17 protein-coding genes and 1 riboswitch are annotated in these 17443 nt (G+C 62.7%); of the genes, 6 read left to right on the top strand and 11 right to left on the bottom strand.

Translation table 11 applies throughout. The features are described 5' to 3' along the window. Window positions 1–75 precede the first annotated feature (75 nt). Genes E5E96_RS20375 through E5E96_RS20365 form a run of 3 tightly spaced genes read right to left on the bottom strand, consistent with a single transcriptional unit; the run spans window position 76 to window position 3144 of the window. Window positions 76–876: a hypothetical protein gene (locus tag E5E96_RS20375; RefSeq protein WP_171282988.1), complete on the bottom strand. Its 801-nt coding sequence runs from the start codon at window positions 874–876 to the stop codon at window positions 76–78. Between the two features lie 45 nt (window positions 877–921). Then, window positions 922–2001, bottom strand: coding sequence for an HBL/NHE enterotoxin family protein (locus E5E96_RS20370; protein ID WP_017408109.1), 1080 nt, complete (start codon window positions 1999–2001; stop codon window positions 922–924). A gap of 24 nt (window positions 2002–2025) precedes the next feature. Continuing rightward, window positions 2026–3144: a hypothetical protein gene (locus E5E96_RS20365; RefSeq protein ID WP_171282987.1), complete on the bottom strand. Its 1119-nt coding sequence runs from the start codon at window positions 3142–3144 to the stop codon at window positions 2026–2028. Window positions 3145–3581: 437 nt separating this feature from the next. Here E5E96_RS20365 and E5E96_RS20360 point away from each other — a divergent pair, with 437 nt between their 5' ends. Next, window positions 3582–3899 (top strand): heavy metal-binding domain-containing protein, encoded by a 318-nt coding sequence (locus tag E5E96_RS20360; RefSeq protein ID WP_011706400.1) that lies wholly within the window; start codon window positions 3582–3584, stop codon window positions 3897–3899. 85 nt (window positions 3900–3984) lie between these two features. On the opposite strand, the gene E5E96_RS20355 is transcribed toward E5E96_RS20360, so the two are convergent. Continuing rightward, on the bottom strand, window positions 3985–4137 hold the full coding sequence (locus E5E96_RS20355; RefSeq protein ID WP_171282986.1) for a hypothetical protein: 153 nt from the start codon (window positions 4135–4137) through the stop codon (window positions 3985–3987). A 33-nt stretch (window positions 4138–4170) separates the two neighbouring features. On the opposite strand from E5E96_RS20355, the gene E5E96_RS20350 reads away from it, so the two are divergent. After that, the gene (locus E5E96_RS20350) at window positions 4171–4773 is read left to right on the top strand and encodes a hypothetical protein (RefSeq protein WP_171282985.1); all 603 of its coding nucleotides are present in this window, start codon (window positions 4171–4173) and stop codon (window positions 4771–4773) included. 217 nt (window positions 4774–4990) lie between these two features. On the opposite strand, the gene E5E96_RS20345 is transcribed toward E5E96_RS20350, so the two are convergent. Continuing rightward, window positions 4991–5833, bottom strand: coding sequence for a patatin family protein (locus tag E5E96_RS20345; protein WP_171282984.1), 843 nt, complete (start codon window positions 5831–5833; stop codon window positions 4991–4993). A gap of 265 nt (window positions 5834–6098) precedes the next feature. On the opposite strand from E5E96_RS20345, the gene E5E96_RS20340 reads away from it, so the two are divergent. Beyond that, window positions 6099–7112 (top strand): S66 peptidase family protein, encoded by a 1014-nt coding sequence (locus tag E5E96_RS20340; protein ID WP_171282983.1) that lies wholly within the window; start codon window positions 6099–6101, stop codon window positions 7110–7112. Between the two features lie 89 nt (window positions 7113–7201). Here E5E96_RS20340 and E5E96_RS20335 read toward each other — a convergent pair whose 3' ends face one another. Beyond that, a complete protein-coding gene (locus tag E5E96_RS20335; protein WP_171282982.1) occupies window positions 7202–9463 on the bottom strand; it encodes an LTA synthase family protein in 2262 nt (753 codons plus the stop codon). Window positions 9464–9717: 254 nt separating this feature from the next. Between E5E96_RS20335 and E5E96_RS20330 the strand changes: the two genes are divergently transcribed. Further along, entirely contained in the window at window positions 9718–10806 is a 1089-nt protein-coding gene (locus tag E5E96_RS20330; RefSeq protein WP_171282981.1) for a hypothetical protein, read from the top strand. 94 nt (window positions 10807–10900) lie between these two features. On the opposite strand, the gene lysC is transcribed toward E5E96_RS20330, so the two are convergent. Together lysC and argA are read right to left on the bottom strand one after the other, a co-directional pair. Continuing rightward, window positions 10901–12253 carry a lysine-sensitive aspartokinase 3 gene (lysC, locus tag E5E96_RS20325; protein WP_011706390.1) on the bottom strand — a complete coding sequence of 451 codons (1353 nt, stop codon included), beginning with the start codon at window positions 12251–12253 and terminating at the stop codon, window positions 10901–10903. Window positions 12254–12342: 89 nt separating this feature from the next. Continuing rightward, window positions 12343–12567: riboswitch (Lysine riboswitch) on the bottom strand. 107 nt (window positions 12568–12674) lie between these two features. Continuing rightward, window positions 12675–14003, bottom strand: a complete 1329-nt coding sequence (gene argA / locus E5E96_RS20320) for an amino-acid N-acetyltransferase (protein WP_045527013.1) — start codon at window positions 14001–14003, stop codon at window positions 12675–12677. A gap of 259 nt (window positions 14004–14262) precedes the next feature. Between argA and msrA the strand changes: the two genes are divergently transcribed. Then, the gene (gene msrA / locus E5E96_RS20315) at window positions 14263–14895 is read left to right on the top strand and encodes a peptide-methionine (S)-S-oxide reductase MsrA (protein WP_024944924.1); all 633 of its coding nucleotides are present in this window, start codon (window positions 14263–14265) and stop codon (window positions 14893–14895) included. A gap of 340 nt (window positions 14896–15235) precedes the next feature. Here msrA and E5E96_RS20310 read toward each other — a convergent pair whose 3' ends face one another. The 3 genes from E5E96_RS20310 to E5E96_RS20300 are packed head-to-tail and all read right to left on the bottom strand — an operon-like array spanning window position 15236 to window position 16468. Beyond that, on the bottom strand, window positions 15236–15571 hold the full coding sequence (locus tag E5E96_RS20310; protein ID WP_016351048.1) for a DUF3802 family protein: 336 nt from the start codon (window positions 15569–15571) through the stop codon (window positions 15236–15238). A gap of 55 nt (window positions 15572–15626) precedes the next feature. Then, window positions 15627–16115, bottom strand: a complete 489-nt coding sequence (locus E5E96_RS20305; RefSeq protein ID WP_171282980.1) for a GNAT family N-acetyltransferase — start codon at window positions 16113–16115, stop codon at window positions 15627–15629. Further along, the gene (locus tag E5E96_RS20300; protein WP_016351046.1) at window positions 16112–16468 is read right to left on the bottom strand and encodes an MmcQ/YjbR family DNA-binding protein; all 357 of its coding nucleotides are present in this window, start codon (window positions 16466–16468) and stop codon (window positions 16112–16114) included. The genes E5E96_RS20305 and E5E96_RS20300 overlap by 4 nt, the downstream gene beginning before the upstream one ends. A gap of 106 nt (window positions 16469–16574) precedes the next feature. On the opposite strand from E5E96_RS20300, the gene E5E96_RS20295 reads away from it, so the two are divergent. Beyond that, entirely contained in the window at window positions 16575–17357 is a 783-nt protein-coding gene (locus E5E96_RS20295; RefSeq protein ID WP_005302068.1) for an alpha/beta fold hydrolase, read from the top strand. The last annotated feature ends 86 nt before the right edge of the window (window positions 17358–17443 follow it).

Genomic DNA, 17443 nt, shown 5'->3' with positions numbered 1-17443 from the left:
ATGCCCCCGCGCACCATGAAACGCGCACTATGAAAAAGGAGAGGCCTTGGCCTCTCCTTTTTTGTTGCTGGGGTATCAGGAGGCATCCACCAGCAGGGTGCGCACCTCGGTGAGGGCGGCGGTGAAGAACAGCCGCGCCAGCTCCGGATCTCCTTGCCCGGCATCGCGGGCGACGTTGGCAATGTCACCGCCGAGCAGGGTGATGGTGTTGCCGACCTTGCTCACCCGATCGATGAGGGAGCCAAATTGCTGGGAGAAGGCCGTCGTCTGGCCGAGGAAGCCTTGCTGACGCTGGATCTGCCCCTCAATCTGGTTCACCTGTCCCTCCAGGCTGCTCACCTTGTTCTGGGTCTGCGTCAGGGTGACGGCCAGGGCGATAAGACCCGGCAGCCCCAGCAATCCCAGCCCCAGCAGGTAGAGTTTTTTCTTGTTGAGGGAGTCCAGCTCCTGGCGGGCGCCGCCCAGGTTGGATTGCAGCCCGGCGATGGTGGCTTGCAGCTCCACGCCGATCCGTTGCAACGCGATGTTGTCTTGCGTGATGCGATCGTTGGCGGTCTGGCTGGCGGTCAGGGTCTGGGCGGTCAGGGTCTGGATGGGGGCGATCTCCTGCTGGACCAGATCGACGAACGCCTTGAGCGCATCGGGGTTGAAGGGGCCGGTATTGGCCAGCTGCTGGGTCAGTTGCTGCTCCAGGCGGGCAGCAAATGCCAGGACTTGCTGCTGCATGGTTTGCACCTGGGGCAGCAGGGCGGCAACCACCTCACCGACGTTCTGCTGGATGTTGACGGCGTTTTGCGGCAGACCGCTGAAGGACTGAATGGTCGCTTCGGCCTGCTGCATGTTGGCAATGGATTGGGAAAGAATGCCGTTGCTCATGGGGTCTCCTTATGAAAGAGGGCGGCCAGGCCGCCCTCCCGGGGTTTAGGCGGCCAGGCGCGCCACGAAGTTGGCGATGGTGTCGGTCTGCGGCACTTGCAGCGGGCTTACCCCGGCCATCTGGGCCTTGATGGTGGTGACGTCGGTGAGCACCGTCTTGACCGTGGTGTCGGCGGCGGTCAGCCAGAGCTGACGGATGTCGTCGCCGCTGGTGATCCCCTTGTCCAGGTCGGTGATCAGGCTGCCCAGATCGGAGGTGAGGGAGTCCCAGGCGTTGCTCATCTGGGTGGCGGCGGTGACGGCGTTTTGCGCCTGCACCTGCAGCCCCTTGTAGCCGTTGCCGATCTGGGTGGCGATCAGCACCTCGCTGTTGAGGCTGCTGCGTTTCTGGTACAGATCCTGACGGGCGCCCAGCGAGTTGTGCAGCACAATGGCGCCAGCCGTGATGCCGCCGGCCCCGGCGACCATCATGGCAACCCCGCCGATGACCACCGGGGTCGAGGTGCCGGCGGTGACGAAGTCAGCCACGGCACCGATGGCGGTGACGAAGGCGCCACCAATCACCAGCAGCCCCCCGGCGACGATGCCGGCGATGGCGCCGTCGATGGCCGCGTTTACCTTGTCGATGTCGCCGTTGAGCTGGGCGAGCACCCCGTTATCCCCCTGCACCTTGCTGTTGAGGTTCACCACGATTCCCTGGAAGTTGCTGGAGTCGGTGATGAGGTTGTTGTTGAGATTGACGATCACCAGGCGGGTGTCGGCGGAGAGCCGCTGATATTCGGTGGCCTGCTCCTTGATGACGCTCAGCTGCCTGAGCCACTGCGCCTTGGTGGAGCCGGGTGGCAGCACGGCCGGAATGGCGTTTTGCAGGGCAAAGTAGTTGGAGATGTTGCTGATGTTGGTGATGATCTGCGGCTGGATGGTATTGAGATAGAGGTCGGCGTGCCCCTTCGCCAGATCGAGCCCCTGGTTGATCTGGGTCTGGTTGTCCTTGAGGTTCGGGAACTGGCTGAAGTCAACCGGCACCTGCTGCTTGACGCTGTTGCAGTAGGTCTGGATCTGCATGGCTTGGGAAGCCTGGTTGGCCATACCCTGGTCCATGGTGATGGTTGTTGCGTTGGTCATTTGACGTGTCCTTGCGTGGTGGGATTAAGCGTCGGGCAGGATGCCGTTGCCGGCGTAGGCTGCCTTGATGTCGTCAACCTGGCTCGAGAGCAGCTGCCAGGACTGGGTGTTGAGCGCCACGGTGCGCCGCAGCTGGCGTACGTCGTCGGGGCTGTTGAGGTCAGTGACCACGGGCACGGCCCCTTGGTAGGCGTCGGCCACCTTCTGCCAGCCTGTGGGCAACTGGGTGACGGTGTCGGCAACCCGGTTGTAGGTGTCGACAAACAGCTGGTTTTGCGCCTGCACCGACTTGGCCACGCTCAGCAGGGTGTTGGTGGCGGCCAGCGCCTGATAGGCCTGGGCCAGCTTGTCGGTGTTGGTCTTGAGCTCGCGGGCCGCCTGGCTGGAGCCAGCGATGCCTGAGGAGAGCGCCTTGAGGCCGGAGATCATGTACTGGGTCTGCTGATCGGTCTCTTTGGCTATCTCCTGCGACGTGGCGGGTTTGGCCCCCTTGTCGGCCGGTTTCTGCTCCAGCGTCAGCGAGGTGACGATGGCCCGCCCCAGCTGGTTGACCCCTTCACCGGCCTTGCCACCCTCATCGACGATCGCCTGGATATTGGCGGCGATAGCCTGGTTGAGGGCGTCAATGATCTCGGTCTGACGCTTGGCGTCGGCCATCAGATCCTGCTCGAGCTGGGTGATCACGCCGTTGAACTGGGTCATCAGGGGGCGCAGGGAGCCCCAGGCCACCTGCACGCGGGTATTGAGTGCCTGGGCATTGAGCCGGTAGCTCTGGGCCTGATCGACGAGGGACGTCAGTTGCTGTCCCAGCCGGGCCCCGCCCGCGAGAACGGCGGCGTCGTCTTCCTGACCCAGCAGGCGGTTGAACGCGGCGACCAGGGCGTAGAAGTTGGAGCCGTTGCTCAGCAGGTGGATAAGACCGGACAGGTTGGTCTGCTGGTAATAGCGTGCCTGATTCATCATCTGGGCCTGATAGGCCTCGATTTTTACCGCGAGGGTGGAGTCGATCTCGCTGTTGGCCAAGGACTGCTGCATCAACAGCAAGTTCGCATAGGTCTGGTTGAGCAGGGCGGGTGAGGTCGCCGACAGGTAGGCGGCCAGCAGACCTTGATCCCCCAGATCCAGGGTGGCGATCGTGGTCATGACATGGCCTCCATCGCGGTGTCGGCGAGCGGGCTGGCGGGGGAACATGCCCCCAGTGCGAGGGTGGGGTGAGGTAGTCGGGTATCCTGCTGCATCATGCTGCTCTCCTCGTGACGAAGTGGGTCTGTCCCCGCGCTGGTGCCGGGACAGACTCACCCTAGGGAAAGGCAAAATGGGCCACAACTGATAGTTTTGTCACTTGATGTTTGAGCCGGATCGGCTAATGAAAGGGGCGTCTGCACGGGGCATGCCGGTGGCCCGGTGTTGCTTTTCACCGGTGCCTTCCACCGGTAAACAGGCCTGCCAACGGGCTGTGGCTTCGGGATATGGGGCACGATCAGCCAGGGTCTGACTGGCACGTATCGAGTCTGTCTGCTTGCCTGGTCCCCTGCGCTGCTTTAGGCTGTCTCCCCAGTACACTCCACAAGGAAAGCAAGATGATCCTCTCAACCACTCCCACCCTGGAAGGCAAGACCATTCGCGAGTACCGCGGCATCGTCGTGGGCGAAGCCATTCTCGGCGCCAACGTGTTCAAGGATCTGTTCGCAGGCATCCGCGACATCATCGGCGGCCGCTCCGGTGCCTATGAAAAAGAGCTGGCCCGGGCCCGGGAAATCGCCTTCGACGAGCTCAAGGAGCGCGCCGCGGCACTGGGGGCCAATGCGGTGGTCGGCATCGACATCGACTACGAGGTGGTGGGACAAAGCGGCAGCATGCTGATGGTCAGCATCAGCGGCACTGCCGTGCTGGTTTAAGCCTGCGTTCCTGCTGTTGTGATATAGGCCGATAACTTGGTTATCGGCTTTTTTGTGGGTGCTGGCGGTGCCGCTTCCCTGGCCATCAGCGGGAAATGTGCCAATGTATGCTCATAACTTGTTGATTTTTATCTTTAATATTTTTTAATAATGGCCCGCTGCCAATTTCATATTTTTTAACTGGGCGGCGGTGAGCCGTCAGCACTAGAGTGTGTGCCATCAGGACGACATCCGGCATGGATGAATTTCATCTCTCTCAAGGCGAATCAAGATGCACAAGAAATCAGCTCTGTTGACCATCATCACCCTGGCCATCACCGCCCATGCTGGCAGCGTTGCGGCGGCCGTGCCCAACTTCAGCGCCAGCTGCCCCATGAATATCCAGGTCAAGGGAGAAGGGGGAAGCGTCTACATCAACGGCAAGAAGGCCACCCTGAAAACCGATGCCCCCAATGCCTATTCGGCCCAGAGCGGCAAGATCATGATCGGCATCACCTCGGATTCCGCCACCAGCGAGCCCAACATCGACTACGCCATCAAGCACGACAAGCGCGCCAACGGCCTTTGCACCGTGCAATCCTGGTCGGCAGGCAAAGCGGCCGCGTTGCCGATGGCCAAGGGGGACTCTCCCTATCAGGGCAAGTGGACCGCCAAGAACAGCGGCACCGGTCAGACCGTGGCCGAGATCCGGATCGACGGCAAGGAACAGGTGTGGGTCAACGAGGTCAAGGTGAAAGCCAAGCGCACCGACGGTGCCCTGCAGTTTCGTCAGGGGATGATCCTCTATACCCTGCAGGGCGATCCCCGAGTGCGCAGCGAAAGCAGCTGGCAGGATACGGATGCCGGCTCGACCGGTCCGATCACGCTGGAATAACCGACAGTTCATCTGGGGGTAACAGCGGCGTAGGCGATGGCTTGCGCCGCTTCTTTGTGCGGCTAAGAAAAAAGGGGAAGCGGAGCCACGCGCTGGCCGACGACAGATCCCCACCGGTTGTCGACCTTGATGCTCTGCTTCCCCAAACGAGGTTACGGCTGGGTTGCGATGTTGGACGAGCCGGCCTGTTGCCCGGCTGCATCACTCTCTGTCGGTGCTAGTTGAATAGAGCCGCCTGATAGCCGGCGCACTTGCCCATCACGTAACCGAGCTCCAGCTTGTCGGGGTCACGGGTAAAGCGGGAGACCGGGAAGTAGTCGGCCGGCGCTATCACCTCTATTTGGCAGTCCGCCGGCGGATGGGCGATGAAATCGAGCGCCTCGTTGTAGTTGCGATCCCGCTGCTCCAGTGCCTGCGCCAGGGCGGGGCGAGTTTTCAGCAGGGTGCGGATCATCCAGGGGAAGGGCATCGGTTTGAGCCGATAGCCCAGTGGTTCGGAGAGGATCACCGTCAGCTGACGGGCGCCGCGCCGGTAGGCCTCGATCACCGGGATGGAGTCGGCCACCCCGCCATCGGTCATCGGCACCCCGTGCACCTCCGGGTATTCACGAGAGGCGAGGGGAATGGCGCAGCTGGCGGGCAGTACCTCGTTCATGTTCTCCGGCTTGACCCGGATGTACTCCGCCTTGCCGGTCAGGGTGTTGGTCACCACCGCGTAGAAGGGAATGCCGCTTTGCCGATAGCTGTGTACGTCCAGCGGGTACTTGCGACAGCTGGTGTGCCATAGCCAGTGGATATCCACCAGATTGCCCCCCTTGGCGAAGCGCAGCGGATCCATGAACTCCTGGCGGCAGGCCAGTTCGGTCAGAATGTCGTGGCTGCGACCATGCTGGCTGGCGAGATAGGCCAGCAGGTTGGTGGCGCCCGCCGAGACGCCGATGGCAAAGTCGAAAGGGTGGTAATCGTGCTCGATGAAGGCATCCAGCACACCGCTGGCGAAGATGCCGCGCATGGCGCCGCCTTCGACGACCAATGCGTGGGGAGAGGTGGTTCTGTTCATATGGAGGCCTCATCGCTGAGCCGGCAGTGCCGAGTCGTGTCGAAAATGCCAGCGCGGGGCTGACGAGCGGAGTGGGGCCATTCTAGGCAGGGGCTGTTGTTCGGGATATCTGTCAATTTCAAATCAGTCGTTTTGTTTTTATGAACAAAACAACCCAAGGTGACCACTTGTGATGCTCGCTGGAACTGGACTAGGATGGAGACTGTTTTTGTCCGTGGGCCCCGGGAGCGGGGCCCCATCATCTCTGTCAGGGAGTACGCAATTCATGGCTCTGCTCAAACCGCCGGGGCTCAAGCCCGGCGATACCATCGGCTTTTTTTCTCCCTCCAGTGCGGCCACCGCCTGGGCGCCAAACCGCTTTGCCCGTGCCGGGGCGTTTCTGGAAGGGCAAGGCTTCAGACTCAAGGCGGGCAGCCTCACCGGCCAGCAGGATCACTGGCGATCCGGCTCCATCGCCGCCCGGGCTGACGAGCTCAATGCCCTCATTCGCGATCCAGCGGTGCGCTGTATCATGTCGGTGATTGGCGGCAACAACTCCAACTCCCTGCTGCCCTACCTCGATTTTGATGCGCTCAAGCGCGATCCCAAGATAGTCATCGGCTACTCCGACGTGACGGCCCTGCTGCTAGGCATTCATGCCCGTACCGGCCTCGTCACCTTCTACGGCCCGGCGCTGGTGGCCTCGTTCGGCGAGCTCTCGCCGCTGGTGGACGAAACGCTGGCGGGCTTTCGCCAGATCTGCCAGGCCGGGGGCGCTGCCGCGCCCCACACTGTGCCGACCCCGGCGCAGTGGACCGAGGAGCGGCTTGACTGGGAGAACCAGACCCGGGCCAAGCAGTGCCAACCCAACCGACTGATCTCGGTGGGCACCGGTCGGGTGCGTGGCCGGCTTATCGGCGGCAACCTCAATACGATGGCGGGGATCTGGGGCTCCCCCTATATGCCGGCCATCGAGCAAGGGGACATTCTGCTGCTGGAAGACAGCCTCCATTTGGCAGCGACGGTGGAGCGCTCGTTTGCCCACCTCAAGCTGTGCGGGGTATTTGATCGCATCGGCGCCCTGGTGCTCGGCAAACACGAGCTGTTCGACAGTCAGGGCAGCGGCCGGCGGCCGCTCGATATCCTGCTGGAGGTGGTGGGGGAGCCAACCTTCCCCATTCTGGCGGAGTATGACTGCGCCCACACCCACCCCATGCTGACTCTGCCCCTTGGCATCGAGGCGATGCTGGATCTCGATGCCCAGCGCCTCACCCTGTGCGAGCCCTGGCTCGGCGAGTGAGCCCGCTTTGGCTGCCATGGCCGCATCGGCAAATAGACAAAGAGGTCGCCTGGGCGACCTCTTTGTCATCTGTCCCGCGGTAGCGGGGATCAGGGCAGGGCGTCGGGCCGGAAGCTGGCGCGGATCTGCGGCACCAGAGGGGCGACATCGAATCCCTTCTCTTCGCCCAGCACCGGGTGGAGCAGGGCAAGATCCGGGATGGGGGTCATGTCGCCCGCCAGCAGCTGGCGAGTGGCCTGGCCCATCTGATAGAGCTGGCGCACCGGGGCAAACTGGGTCGCCAGATTGAGGGGATCATCGGTGCGGGCAAAGGCCATCATGGGGATCTGGTAGCTGGCATCGCGGGGTGGCTTGTCGCCGTGAATGCCCTTGCCGGCGGACATCAGGAACGGCTGGTGATCGCCAAACGCCACCACCAGGTAGCGTTTGCCTGAGCGATCCAGGCTGGTCAGCAGATGCTCCAGCGACGCCATGGCATCCACCACGCCGGTGTAGTAGGTGTTGAGCAACTGGCGATCGGCGTCGCTCTGATCCGGGCAGGCTTTGTCGAGCTGCTGGGCCTGGTAGCGATCCCCGTCGAAGGGGCCGTGCCCCTGCATGGTGACCGCGTAGGCAAACAGCGGCTGCTCATCCTGCTCGCTGCGCTTGAGCAGGTGGTCGATGAGGGCATCGTCCGAGATATAGAGCCCCTTGTGCTCGAGCGTGGAGAAGCGGGTATCGAACCAGCGCTCCTCATAGCCAAGGGCCGGGATCGCCTTGGCGCGGCCCCAGAACTTCTCCACATAGGGGTGGGCAAACAGGGTCTGGTAGCCACTTTGCTTCGCACTTTGCGCCAGGCCCGGCACCTGCTCCGAGAGGTAGTAGTAGGGCACCACCCCCTGTTTGAGCAGCCCCACCGGCAGGCCGGTGTTCATCTCGAACTCCGCCAGTACCGTCATGCCGCCGGTGGTGGGAGAGTGGATGGTCTTGTGCCACTGCTGCACGCTGGCCGGCAGGCTCAGGGTGGGGGGTGGCGCACAGATCTTGCCCTGCCAGCCGAGCCAGAGGGATTCATATTGCAGCACGATCACCAGATCGAAGCGGGGCGGCTGGCTCAGGCTGACGTGGCTGAGCTGAGGGGTGAACTCGTTGATCTGCAAGGGATAGCGAAACACGCTGCCACTTTGCAGCATCTCGTCCACCAGGTTGAACAGATAGAGGCCGGGCCCCGAGCGGATGATGTCCCTGTGGTAGTTGACCGCTCTGTCCACGTAGCGAATGTTGGGCCCCAGCAGCTTGTTGCCGGTCTGGGTGGCGAACACGCACAGCGCAAAGAAGGCGGCGGTGGCGGCCAGGGTGCGCAGGATCCAGCGCGACAGGGCGAAGCGCCAGCACAAGAAGAGGGCGAGTGCGCCGCCCAGCAGCGGCAGCACCGGGTGCTGCTCCAGCAGGATGCGCAGCAGCGCCACCAGGTTGCCGAGATCGTCTCCCCCGAGCGGTACCCCGTAGATGGCGATCTTCATGAAATTCGCCAGCAGCCCGATGCCGGACAGCGCCGTGAACACCAGCCCCATGTAGAGGTTGAAGCCCGCCAGCGCGCAGAGGCTCCAGCCCAGCACCATGCTGCCCCAGGCCAGGTAGTAGTGCTCCGGGCGAAAGCCTGACCAGAGCAGAAACTCCCCCAGTTTGAACACCACGAAGCCGTGCAGCAGCACGAAGGTGAGGTTGCCGAGCAGCAGGCTGCCGGCGATGCGCCAGCGCAGATTGCGCCTGAGAGTGGGCAGCACCACCTTCAGCACGGCGGCGCTCAGGGCCAGCACCAGCAGCAGGCTGGTGCAGAGATAGGTGAGGTTGAAACCCCGCTCCGGCAGGGTCTGCAGGATCTGGCTGAATTCACCGCTCTCGGGCCTCTCCTTGAGCAGCAGGCCGATCCGCAGCTGATAGCGGCTGGCCAGGGCGTCGTCGGGGGCACGCAGGGTGCTGTTGAGATCCAGGGTGCAGCGCCCCTTGCGGCACTGCTGGCGCTTGTCCACCGGCTGGCTCAGCTGATCGATGCGCTCGCCCCTCTCATTGAGCAGCTCCACCCTGACCTTGTCACCCTCCTGCAGCGGCCCGCGCAACTGCCACTGGCTGCGAACCACCAGATAGAGGCCGCGGCTGTCGCTCTTGTAGAGCAGGGCGTGACGGGTGAGGGTGGCGATGGGGTTGTCCGCCGGCCCCAGCACCAGCGGCTGGGCCCGGCCGAGCCAGCTGGCGGGGTTGATCTGCGGCAGCAACAGGGTCAGCAGCAGCAGCGCGGCCAGCATGGCGAGCAGCACGGCGGGCAGAGCGGGCACCCTGGCTGACAAGCGCGCTGAAGTGGGGGCTTTCATATGGGCTCATCCTTTGAGCGAGTGACGATGAAACATGGCCGCTGCATTTAATTTGACCCGATGGTGATGGGCTTGTTCCTTGTTGTCAATTTAATGACCGAACAATGAACATTGCGTGACCGTGAAACCATGCAAACTGTGATCCCGATCCGGGGGCCACACTCATTCTGTGATGAAAGCGTCATCATGGCGCTTTGCCGCTGGCCTGCCTCTGCCTTGCTGCTTAGTCTCTCAATATGGATGGAGGTACATGTATGAATCCCAAAGTAGCGGCACGTCAGGCAAGATTGCTCCGCATGCTGGAGAGCAAACAGGAGATCCGGATCGGGCGCGAGCAGGACTGTCCCTTGTCCGTGGCCAAGCTGGTGCGACTCAAGGAGGATCATCCGGCGGTGCTCAAGGTCTATCGTCACGGCCTCACCGCCGAGGTGTTCCACCTCAAGGTGGAGGGACATCACTGGTGCCTGAAGCGGCGCCGGCACGACTCCCTGGTGGCCAACGTGGACGGCAGAACCGCCTTTCTGACCGAGCTGGAGCGCCGCCGCGAGATTGAGGCCCTGCGGGAGTTGCACCCCACCATCCTGGCCAACGTGGTCTGTACCTGTTTTGGCTCGGCCCGCGCGGGCGTGCTGGTCTCCCCCTGGCTACGGGGCGTGCCGGTGCATGAACTGAACGAGCGCAACCTGGCGCAGATGCTGGCGGTGCAGGCGGAGCTGGCCCATTGGGGCTGGTTCGACTGGGATCCGAGCCCTGGCAACCTGCTCGACGACGGCCAGCAGATCAGCGTGTTTGACTTTGGCTACATGTGGCCCTTTGACCCCCGCCATGAATTCAACTCCAACGGCCTCACCGATCCCGCATTTCACGTGCCGGAGCGGCTGGAGACCCGCACCCTCTCGGGCCTGTGGCTCGACGAGCCGGATCCGCTGGCGCAGTTTCGCTACTGGCGCGGCCTGTGCATCAATTGGGCGCAGCGGGAGCTGCAACACCTGACCCGGGAGGGGGCGAGCGCACCGGTGCTGGCCCGCTTGCAGAGCCTGCTGGGGGAGTGGCGCTCGGCGCTGGCCAGCGAGGAAGCGCTGGCTGCCAACTGGTGGCGCGACATGTATCGCAGCCATCGGCTCGACATTGCCGACGATCTCAGCGGCAAGAGCTGCGGCCCGCTCACCCTGCGCCGGCTCGACTGGTTGCAGCAGGCGGTGACCGAACACTTCGCCGAGCTGGTGGACAACCTGGGCCCCGACGAGGCGGGCTTAAGTCAGGCGGCGCTGCTGAGCCGACTGGAAGGGCTGCGCGAGGAGATCCGGGCCAACTTGCTGCCGGTGCCGACCCTGGTGGGCTAGGGAGAACCGCATTTAGATTTAATCTTCATATCACCACATATAAAAAGAGGGGCCAGCCGGCCCCTCTTTATTATTTCCATGCGGTGTCAGTACATCAGTCGAGCAGCTCCTGGTGGAGGCGGTTGACGATGTGGCCCGCCTCGTCTTCCTTGACCAGGAAGCAGAGGTTGTGGGCGCTGGCGCCGTAACAGATCATGCGGATGTTGTGCTCGCGAATGGCGTCAAAGACCTGACTGCCCACCCCGGCCGCCTCGCTCATCCGGTTGCCGATGAGCGCTACCAGCGCCAGCCCCGTCTCCACCTGCACCTTGCACAGCTGGCCAAGCTCCGCCAGCACCTTGTCACCGAGGATGGGCTCGCCGTTGCTCTGGCTGCCGGTGTGATCCAGGGTCAGTGACACGCTCACCTCCGAGGTGGTGATGAGATCCACCGAGATGCGGTGGCGGGCCAGGATGCCGAACACCTCGGCCAGAAAACCGTAGGCGTGGAACATGTTGAGGCTGTGCAGGGTGACCAGCACTTGGTTGCGGCGCAGGGCCACGGCGCGAAACAGCGGATTGGTGCGAGTGCTGGCGCGGATCCAGGTGCCGCCAGCGGCCGGATCCTTGCTGGAGCCGACAAACACCGGGATGTCCTGGCGTACCGCTGGCTGCAAGGTGGCCGGGTGCAGCACCTTGGCGCCGAAGGTGGCCATCTCGGCCGCCTCCACGAAGCTGATTTCGGGGATGGGACGGGCCCGGGTGACCAGGCGCGGATCCGTGGTGTAGATACCGGGTACGTCGGTCCAGATCTCGATGGTTCCGGCGTCGAGTGCCTCGGCCAACAGGGCCGCGCTGTAATCAGAGCCGCCGCGGCCCAGGGTGGTGGTGCGCCCATCGCCGTCGGCACCGATAAAGCCCTGGGTGATGATGAGGCTGTCGCCAAGCAGCGGGCCCAGCGCGGCCTGGCAGAGGGCGCGGGTGGCGGCCAGATCCACGCTGGCCTTGCCAAAGCGGCTGTCGGTGCGCAGCAGCTGGCGCGCATCCTGCCAGCAGGCTTTCACGCCGCGCTGGCGCAGCAGCTCGGTAAAGAGGCGGGTGGACATCAGCTCGCCGCAGGCGATGAGGCGATCCGCCAGTTCGGCATCGGTGTGCAGATGAGCCTGGCGTGCCATGGTGCGGATCTCGCCGAGCTGGCCGTGGATGAGGTCACTCAGATCGCCAGGATCACCCAGCTCGGTCAGAATGGCCTGCTGGATCTCGGTGAGCCTGGCAAGTTGCGCCTCCTGGCCCGCCTCGTCCAGATCACCCTGAGCCAGTGCCACCAGCAGGTTGGTGACGCCGGCGCTGGCGCTCAGCACCACCACCCGGGTGGCCGGGTTGGCCAGCACCACCTCGGCGCAGTTGTTCATGGCTGCCGCGTTGGCGACGCTGGTTCCGCCAAACTTGGCGACATTGATCGGGCTCATTGCTTACTCCTGTCTTAATATGAAAATCCGGATCCATCGGGCAAAAAGAGAGGAGGAGGCTGAAAATGGCAGGAATGATCGAAGCTATCCCGGCCAGAAGCACTCCACCCGCAGAGCCCATCCCGTACCCGCCCCTGACGGGGCGCGGTGGGGGATGACCACTACCGATGACAACCCGGGGGATTCAGCCCCCGCAGCCGACACTGAGGTATCCAGTTGCCTCAGATGTCTCGGCGCTGCTCCCCCTGACCCAAGTTCACCGGACACTGGTGTCCTCCCTCGGGCTGCCTGGGCAGCGCTCCTCTTCTGGCTCCACCAGGGCGGTGGAGTGCATTTAGAAATACCTTGCGTTGGATTGCACTGTCAATCGAGTTTGTGAAAAAGTTCAAAAAGTCAGCCAAGCCAACGTAAAATCAATGACTTATACGATTGTCTTTGACAAAACCTTGGAGCGACGCTGCCAGTTGTAGAGGCGCTGGCGCGCCACCGGCAGATCTTCCACCTCCAGCGGATCGAAGCCCCGCTCCCGGAACCAGTGAATGGAGCGGGTGGTGAGCACGAACAGACGGCGGATGCCGAGCCGCTTGGCCCGCTCGGCCACCTTGGCTACCAGCTGATCCCCCCGGTTGGAGTTGCGATAGTCGGGGTGGATGGCGACGCAGGCCATCTCTGCCATCGCCTCTTCCATGAAGCAGTAGAGCGCCGCGCAGCCGATGATGAGGCCGTCGCGCTCGATGATGGTGAACTTGTCGATCTCCATCTCCAGCTGCTCGCGGGAGCGGCGGACCAGGATCCCTTCCTCCTCCAGCGGGCGGATGAGATCCAGGATGCCACCAATGTCCTCGATGGTGGCGGCGCGCGCCTGCTCGGCGCTTTCCCGCACGATCTGGGTGCCGAGGCCGTCGCGGCTGAACAGCTCCTGCAGCATGGCACCGTCATCCTGATAGCTCACCAGGTGGGAGCGGGGCACGCCGCCGCGGCAGGAGGCGATGGCCGCGCGCAGATAGCGGGCGGTGCCGGACATCTCTTCTCCGGCCTGCTCCAGCTCCACCAGCAGCTCTTCGGCCTGCTCGGGGAAGAGCTCGGAGATGGCCTCGCCGTGGCGGTCCATCACCCCCTGGGTGCTGCTGAAGCAGATGAGCTTGTCTGCTTTCAAATCTACCGCCACCCGGCGGGCCACCTCTTCCGAGCTCAGGTTGAAGCTCTCGCCGGTGACCGAGCAGCCGATGGGGGAGATGAGCACCAGGCTCTTCTGATCCAGCTGGCGGGCGATCCCCTCCACGTCGATGCGGCGCACCCGGCCGCTGTGGCAAAAATCGATGCCGTCATCCACCCCGAGCGGCTGGGCGGTGACGAAGTTGCCGCTCACCACGCTGATGCGGGCACCCTGCATTGGGGTGTTGGCGAGCCCCATGGAGAGCTGGGCAGTGATGTCGTACTGCAACCCGCCGCACACCTGCTTGATGATGGCGAAGCTCTCGTCATCGGTGACCCGGATGCGCTTGTGGTACTGGGCCTCTATGCCGGCACGGGCCAGCGCCTCATCGTTCTGCGGACGGGAGCCGAACACCAGCACCAGGCGTATCCCTAAGGTCTGCAGCAGGGCGATATCGCTGACGATATTGGCGAAATTGGGGTGGCAGAGGGCTTCCCCCCCCATCATCAGCACGAAGGTAGCGCCTCTGTGCACATTGACGTAAGGGGTTGACTGCCGAAAGGCATAGACCAGGCTGGGTTCGCGTTCACGCACTTGAGGCTTCTTCCATAAAAAAACAGCAATGGGCTCAATATATGAAAATAAATTCACAAATCAAGATTAAATATTGATTTGGCGCGATTTTGTCATCGGGACGGCCTGGCGGCCCGAACAGCGGCGACACCAGGCGGGGAAGGGGTGTCAGCGGTATGACGGTGCGCCTCAGGTTGATCCCGGCCCATAAACTGTTATCTTCGATATTCCTTTTCGTCAGCTGTGCGATCGCACAGGTTTTTATACAAGGACAGGGTGCATGGAACAGATTATTTCGCCGGCAGACGCGCTGCCGGGACGCCGCGAGGCGATGGTGATTGGCCAGCAGCATGCGGTCAATGGTCATCCGACTCAGGGACCCTGGCCTGAAGGGATGGCGGTGGCCTGGTTCGGCATGGGCTGCTTCTGGGGTGTGGAACGTCTGTTCTGGCAGCAACCCGGGGTCTACTCCACCGCAGCCGGCTATCAGGGTGGGGTGACCCAGAATCCCACCTACAAGGAGGTGTGCAGCGGATTGACCGGCCATGCCGAGACGGTGCAGGTGGTGTTTGATCCCAAGGTGATCAGTTACGGCGATCTGCTCAAGCTGTTCTGGGAGCAGCACGATCCGGCCCAGGGCATGCGCCAGGGCGGCGACATCGGCACCCAGTACCGCTCCGTCATCTTCTTCGGGGACGACACCCAGGAGGCGATTGCCCAGCAGAGTTTGGCCGCCTACCAGCAGGCGATGACGGCCAGCGGTGACGGGCGTACCATCACCACCCGCATTCTGCCGCTGGCGCCCTTCTATTACGCCGAGGATTACCATCAGCAATATCTGGAGAAGAATCCGGACGGGTATTGCGGCCTGGGGGGCATCGGCGTCTGCCTGCCACCGAGCCTCAACCGCTAGGTAAAGATGACGGGTATCTGTTACTTGTCATTGATGGTGAAAAGAAAAAGGCCGCGTTTGCGGCCTTTTTATCGGGCTTTGTCAGGAGAGTGAAAAAAATCATAAAAAAATGTGTCATGAGCGGGAACTAAATTGAACCTGCTTTGCCTAACCTAGTAGCCACCATGGATGGCGGCTAAGACCAGACACATTTCTTGCCTCGAAAATTCATAAAAGTCATTGAAAAGCTTGATGAGTTGAAATGATAGCAAGCAGGGCTGCCCGTTGAAGGCGGCCCTTTTCATGTTTGCGGTGCGGGAAATTTGCGAGGGAGTGGCGAACTTGGCGTTCGCCATTGTGATCAGCTGATGGCGCCGTCAAACAGGTTCTTGATGAGATCGATGAACTCTTCGAGGAAGGCTTTCTGCTCCGGGGTCGGGGCGCGCAGCCAGACGGCGGAGAGCACCTCTTCCAGATCGGCCACCACCGCATCGGCTTCCTGCATGATCACGAAGCGCAACTTGGGATCGAGCTGCGGGTTCTGTTCGCAGATGGCCATCAGGTTGCTGGCCACCCGGCCGCTCACCAGATCTTCGATGGTCTGTTCACCACAGCTCTGTTGCTGGGTTTCAAACAGTCCCAGACTCTCCACCAGATACTCAATCAGGGCGATATAGCCTTCGCTTTCTACAACCATGGCGGCCTCAATCCTCAACAATACGAAAAAACTGTGCGTATTTTAGTGGCTGGACCTAGCTTGGCAAGCGGCAGTGCAGGCGATAACGGATAAAACCGACCCCGCCGCGCTCCACGCTCTCCAATCCGGTCAGCTCAAAGCCATACCGTAAAAATAGCCCATAGCTGAAGGCGCTGGCTTCCGTTGTCAGCTGTGTGAGTCCGAGCCGTTTTGCCTCGGCGAGGGCCGCGGCCAGCAGCAGGCCGCCATAGCCCCGGCGCGGGTGATCGGCGCTCACATAGAGCAGGCTGAGGTGGCCATCCTGGCTCAGGGTGACAAAACCGAGTGGCTCGCCGCCTTGCTCCAGTATCCAGCCGTGGTGCTCGCGCAACTGGCCGGCAAAGCCGGGGTGATGGGCGCCGAGGGCCCACTGCTCCACCTGCTCCGGGCTGTAGTGCTGCGGGCCAATCCTTCGCACCGACTGCTCGAACAGGGCGCAAAGGGCGGGGATGTGTTGCTCGTTCAGCTGAACGAGCCTGGGCTCTGCCGCCATGGCTGGGCTCATCGCTGCGGCGCCTGCGGGCGCTTGGCCTTGGGCAGACCGGCCACCACCCGCTCGTAGGAGTGATGCACCCAGCCCTGCCAGAGATCGTCGGCCAGGCCATCGCTGAAGGTGACCGTGTTCCAGTGCTGCTTGTTCATGTGCCAGCCCGGTTTGACCTCGGGGTGGAGTTCGCGCAGCAGCAGGGCCAGCTCGGGTTCGCACTTGAGGTTCAGCCGCAGCGGCTCGGCCTGCCAGTCCAGCAGGGCAAACATCTTGCCGGCGATGCGATAGACCAGGATCTCTGGGCCGAAGGGGGTATCCTCCTGAGCGCCCGGCAGGGTCAGCAGAAAGGATCTCAAACGGGTCAACTCCATGGTCATGCTCCTCGCCGCTTGCGGTGCAAACGTATTAGTCGGGTGAAAAAATCTGCTAAGATGCGCGCCTACTATACCCCAATGCCGTCGATGAGGGAGTCGCAAGATGCTGTATCACAAGACCTTCGAGCTGGGTCCCGAGCGGGATTGGGTAGTCTTCGTGCACGGGGCGGGCGGCAGCTCCTCCATCTGGTTCAAGCAGCTGCGCGCCTATCGCGAACACTTCAACGTGCTGCTGCTGGACTTGCGCGGCCACGGCCAGTCCCACAAGCTGCAGCAGGTGATCAAGGGCCACTACAGCTTTCGGGCGGTGACCGAGGATATCCTGCAACTGCTCGATCATCTCAACATTCGTCGCGCCCACTTTGTCGGCATCTCCCTTGGCACCATCCTCATTCGCCATCTGGCGGAGCTCTGTCCCGAGCGAGTCAAGAGCATGGTGCTGGGCGGCGCCATTCTGCGGCTCGACATCCGCTCGCGGGTGCTGGTGCAGCTGGGGCGCCTCGGCCAGCATATCCTGCCTTACATGTGGCTCTACCGACTGTTTGCCTTCATCATCATGCCGCGCCAGCACCATCAGGAGTCGCGCAACCTGTTCGTGCGCGAGGCGCGCAAATTGTGCCAAAAAGAGTTCAAGCGCTGGTTTCGCCTCGCCACCGAGGTGAACCCCCTGATGCGCTACTTCAAGGAGCGGGCCCTGCCCATTCCGACCCTCTATGTGATGGGGGAGGAGGATCACATGTTCCTGGCGCCGGTACGCGAGCAGGTGGCGCGCGACCCCTACAGCCGGCTCGAGATCATCGACGGCTGCGGCCATGTCTGCAACGTGGAGCGGCCCGAGCACTTCAACCGCCAGTCGCTGGCCTTTCTCACCGCCCAGCCCGGCTGAGCTGGCGCCAGCCGCCGCTTTGATGCGGCCCTGGTGGCTTGAGTCTGCGAGGTCATGTCAGGTTTTGGCCGGTAATCACCGGGTGC

Origin of the sequence: Aeromonas sp. 1805 (assembly GCF_013085525.1) — a bacterium.
In the GTDB taxonomy this organism is placed as follows: Bacteria; Pseudomonadota; Gammaproteobacteria; order Enterobacterales; family Aeromonadaceae; genus Aeromonas; species Aeromonas hydrophila.
Note: the sequence above shows the minus strand (reverse complement) of the source record. Positions and strands in the feature narration are given on the sequence as shown.

Excerpts from the sequence above, each read along its gene's own strand:
- E5E96_RS20300 (WP_016351046.1), bottom strand. The coding sequence starts at position 16,468 with ATGGAGTTGACCCGTTTGAGATCCTTTCTGCTGACCCTGCCGGGCGCT.
- E5E96_RS20340 (WP_171282983.1), top strand. The coding sequence starts at position 6,099 with ATGGCTCTGCTCAAACCGCCGGGGCTCAAGCCCGGCGATACCATCGGC.
- E5E96_RS20350 (WP_171282985.1), top strand. The coding sequence starts at position 4,171 with ATGCACAAGAAATCAGCTCTGTTGACCATCATCACCCTGGCCATCACC.
- lysC (WP_011706390.1), bottom strand. The coding sequence starts at position 12,253 with ATGAGCCCGATCAATGTCGCCAAGTTTGGCGGAACCAGCGTCGCCAAC.
- E5E96_RS20375 (WP_171282988.1), bottom strand. The coding sequence starts at position 876 with ATGAGCAACGGCATTCTTTCCCAATCCATTGCCAACATGCAGCAGGCC.
- msrA (WP_024944924.1), top strand. The coding sequence starts at position 14,263 with ATGGAACAGATTATTTCGCCGGCAGACGCGCTGCCGGGACGCCGCGAG.
- E5E96_RS20305 (WP_171282980.1), bottom strand. The coding sequence starts at position 16,115 with ATGAGCCCAGCCATGGCGGCAGAGCCCAGGCTCGTTCAGCTGAACGAG.
- E5E96_RS20330 (WP_171282981.1), top strand. The coding sequence starts at position 9,718 with ATGAATCCCAAAGTAGCGGCACGTCAGGCAAGATTGCTCCGCATGCTG.
- E5E96_RS20360 (WP_011706400.1), top strand. The coding sequence starts at position 3,582 with ATGATCCTCTCAACCACTCCCACCCTGGAAGGCAAGACCATTCGCGAG.
- E5E96_RS20335 (WP_171282982.1), bottom strand. The coding sequence starts at position 9,463 with ATGAAAGCCCCCACTTCAGCGCGCTTGTCAGCCAGGGTGCCCGCTCTG.
- E5E96_RS20365 (WP_171282987.1), bottom strand. The coding sequence starts at position 3,144 with ATGACCACGATCGCCACCCTGGATCTGGGGGATCAAGGTCTGCTGGCC.
- E5E96_RS20310 (WP_016351048.1), bottom strand. The coding sequence starts at position 15,571 with ATGGTTGTAGAAAGCGAAGGCTATATCGCCCTGATTGAGTATCTGGTG.
- E5E96_RS20370 (WP_017408109.1), bottom strand. The coding sequence starts at position 2,001 with ATGACCAACGCAACAACCATCACCATGGACCAGGGTATGGCCAACCAG.
- E5E96_RS20345 (WP_171282984.1), bottom strand. The coding sequence starts at position 5,833 with ATGAACAGAACCACCTCTCCCCACGCATTGGTCGTCGAAGGCGGCGCC.
- E5E96_RS20355 (WP_171282986.1), bottom strand. The coding sequence starts at position 4,137 with ATGCCGGATGTCGTCCTGATGGCACACACTCTAGTGCTGACGGCTCAC.
- E5E96_RS20295 (WP_005302068.1), top strand. The coding sequence starts at position 16,575 with ATGCTGTATCACAAGACCTTCGAGCTGGGTCCCGAGCGGGATTGGGTA.